General features: G+C 67.7%; 4 protein-coding genes and 1 pseudogene. All 5 read right to left on the reverse strand.

Annotation, left to right across the window (positions count from 1 at the left end; translation table 11 throughout):
- A pseudogene (locus DBR23_RS10600) lies at nt 1-369 on the reverse strand (alpha-D-ribose 1-methylphosphonate 5-triphosphate diphosphatase); the annotation flags it as partial.
- Nucleotides 366-1097 (reverse strand): phosphonate C-P lyase system protein PhnL, encoded by a 732-nt coding sequence (gene phnL / locus DBR23_RS10605; protein ID WP_108498216.1) that lies wholly within the window; start codon nt 1095-1097, stop codon nt 366-368. The pseudogene DBR23_RS10600 and the gene phnL, both read right to left, overlap by 4 nt.
- Nucleotides 1094-1882, reverse strand: coding sequence for a phosphonate C-P lyase system protein PhnK (gene phnK / locus DBR23_RS10610; protein WP_108498217.1), 789 nt, complete (start codon nt 1880-1882; stop codon nt 1094-1096). The genes phnL and phnK overlap by 4 nt, the downstream gene beginning before the upstream one ends.
- The gene (locus DBR23_RS10615; protein WP_108498218.1) at nt 1879-2340 is read right to left on the reverse strand and encodes a GNAT family N-acetyltransferase; all 462 of its coding nucleotides are present in this window, start codon (nt 2338-2340) and stop codon (nt 1879-1881) included. Before DBR23_RS10615 ends, phnK begins: the two co-directional genes overlap by 4 nt.
- The coding region (locus DBR23_RS10620; RefSeq protein ID WP_108498219.1) for an alpha-D-ribose 1-methylphosphonate 5-phosphate C-P-lyase PhnJ at nt 2337-3173 on the reverse strand (837 nt) is incomplete at its 5' end. The genes DBR23_RS10620 and DBR23_RS10615, both read right to left, overlap by 4 nt.

The following is a 3173-nucleotide window of genomic DNA, read 5'->3' on the forward strand; positions in this document are numbered from 1 at the left end:
GGTATCGATAGTGTCGAGCACGCGGTTCCAGGCGCTGCCGCGCAGGCTGTCCATATCGGCCTCGCCCACGCCCAGCGCATCCAGCACCGTGGTGATGCCTGCGGCCGCAATCTCGGCGTCGTGCGCCAGCAGTGCGGGCATCTCGGCCCATTGCACCTTGGGTCGCGGCATCAGGTGGCGCTCGAAGTTGTCGGTGTGGATTTCGACCAAGCCCGGCAGCAGGTAGTCGCCCCCCAGGTCGATGCCTTGCAGGGCCGCAGTGCCCCCACTATCCAGCGACGCAATGCGCCCGCCATCCACCTGCAGGCTTCCCAACACCACTTCGCCCGGCAGCACCATGCGGGCGTTCTTGAACACGGTCGCGGTCATGCCGATGCTCCCCGAAAGTCGCCCACATTCACGCGGCGCGTGGCCACCGCGGCGCCCACCTGCGCGTCGTGAAAAATGCCCACCAGGGCCGCCCCGCGCGCCACCGCCTCGCGGATCATGGCGATCACGGTATCGGTGTTGGCTGCATCGAGCGATGCGGTGGGCTCGTCCAGCAACAGCAACGGCTTGGGCTTGATCATGTTGCGGGCAATGTTGATGCGCTGCTGCTCCCCACCCGAGAAGGTGGCGGGCGGCAGGTGCCACAGCCGCTCGGGAATGCGCAGGCGGGTCAGCCACTGGCGGGCGGCCTCGCGCGCGGCCTCGATGCCCGCAGGGTCGTCCCTGGCGTCTTCCGCCAGTGGCTCGGCCACTACGTCCAGCGCCGACACACGGGGGATGACCCGAAGAAACTGGCTCACATAGCCCACGGTGTCGCGCCGCAGCTGCACCAGCGCACGCGGCGTGGCCTGTGTCACATCCACCACGGCGCCATCGGCCGCGCGCACGGTGATGCGCCCCGCATTGACCCGGTAGTTGGCGTAGATCAACTTGAGCAGCGTGCTCTTGCCCATGCCCGAGGGGCCGTCAAGCACCACACATTCACCGGGCTGCACGGTCAGGTCCACCTGGGCAAGCACAGGCAGTTCGATGCCGTTCTGGTGGTGCAGGGTGAAGCGCTTGGCCACTCCTTGCATCTGGAGAATGGGAGCAATGGAAGGCTGGTTCATGGCTGCAGTACCGAAGAAACGAGGAGCTGGGTGTAGGGGTGTTGCGGGTCGTCGAGCACCTGGTCGGTCAGGCCGGCCTCCACCACGCGGCCGCGCTGCATGACCACCATGCGGTGGGCTAGCAGGCGTGCCACGGCCAGGTCGTGTGTGACCACAATGGCCGCCAACTGCATCTGCCGCGTGAGCTGGCGCAGCAGGTCCAGCAGGCGCGCCTGCACCGACACATCGAGGCCCGAGGTGGGTTCGTCCATGAACACCAGGCGAGGCTGGGTGACCAGGTTGCGCGCAATCTGCAGGCGCTGGCGCATGCCGCCCGAAAACGTGCGCGGTGCATCGTCGATGCGCGCCGCGTCGATCTCCACGCGCTGCAGCCATTCGGTGGCCGTGGCGCGCAGCTTTCCGTAGTGGCGCTCGCCCAGGCCCATCAGGCGCTCGCCCACGTTGGCACCGGCGGACACATCCATACGCAGGCCGTCCGCCGCGTTCTGGTGCACAAAGCCCCAGTCGGTGCGCGCCAGCAGGCGCTGCTGCGCTTCTGTCATGGCGTAGATGTCCTGCAGCTCGCCGCTGCGCTGGCGGAACTGCACCGTGCCTTCGTCCGGGGCGCTGCGTGCTGCAATGGCGTTGAGCAGCGTGGACTTGCCAGAGCCCGACTCGCCCACCACGGCCAGCACCTCGCCGGGCCACAGGTCAAAGGACGCGCCTTGCAGCGCCACGCGGTCGCCATAGCGCCTGCTGACGTTGCGCACGCTCAGCAGCGGCGCAGAAGGTTCGGGGTGATTCATGTGAGGGTCTCGACAACAAAGCTCAGGCCATGCTGCGCAAAGCCCAAGGATTCATAGAAGGCATGCGCGCCCTTGCGGCGGGCGTTGGACGAGAGCGCGAGCTTGTAGCAGCCCGCGTCGCGCGCCTGCTGCATGGCGTGGGCCATCATCTGGCGGCCAATGCCTCGGCCCTGCTGGTCCTGTGCCACTACCACGTCTTCCACGATGGCCGAGGGCGTGCCCCGATGCGCCAGGTTGTGCATGACGAGCAGCGCATAGGTGCCCACCACGGCGCCGTGCTGCGCGGGGTCGCAGGCCACCCACACGCGGTAGCTGGGGTAGCGGGCGAACTGGGACCATACGGCCTCGGCTTCTTCCAGGGTCAGCACGTCGGCCGGGCTGTCTTCAATGGCGGCATACAGCGCCAGCACGCTCTCCAGGTCTGCCTGCCGGGCTTCGCGGATGTGCACGGTGCTCATGCGGCGCCGCCTTCCACCCGCGCAGTTTCGGCCTTCTGCGCCTGGCGCTCCTGGCAGTAGTCCGAGTCCGAACACACATGCATGCGGCCGCCCTGGTCGTCGGTGATGACCTCGTCCAGAAAGCTGTCGGTGGCGCCACACAGGGCGCAGGCAGCATCCCAGCGCTGCACCTCGAACGGGTGGTCCTCAAAACCCAGGCTCTCCACCGGCGTATAGGGCGGCACGGCATAGATGCGCTTTTCGCGGCCCGCGCCAAACAGCTGCAGCGCGGGGTTCATGTGCATCTTGGGGTTGTCGAACTTGGGGATGGGCGACGGCGCCATCACGTACCGGCCGTTGACCAGCACCGGGTAGTCGTAGGTGGTGGCGATGTGGCCGTAGCGCGCGATGTCTTCGTAGAGCTTGACGTGCATGAGCCCGTACTCGGCCAGGCCGTGCAGAGTGCGCGTTTCGGTCTCGCGCGGCTCCAGGCGTTGCATGGGCTCGGGCACCGGCACCTGGTAGACGATGACCTGGCATTCGGCCAGCGGCGTCTCGGGGATGCGGTGGCGCGTCTGGATCAGCGTGGCCTCGCGCGTGCGGGTGGTGGTGGCCACCGCCGTGGTGCGCTCGAAAAAGCGGCGGATGTTGACGGCGTTGACCGTGTCGTCCGAGCCCTGGTCGATGACCTTGAGGCAGTCCTGCGGGCCGATGATGGACGCGGTGACCTGGATGCCGCCCGTGCCCCAGCCATAGGGCAGCGGCATTTCGCGGGAGCCAAACGGCACCTGGTAGCCGGGGATGGCCACGGCCTTGAGGATGGCGCGGCGGATCATGCGCTTGGTGCGCTCGTC

This window comes from Acidovorax sp. HMWF018 (genome assembly GCF_003061035.1).
In the GTDB taxonomy this organism is placed as follows: Bacteria; Pseudomonadota; Gammaproteobacteria; order Burkholderiales; family Burkholderiaceae_C; genus Acidovorax; species Acidovorax delafieldii.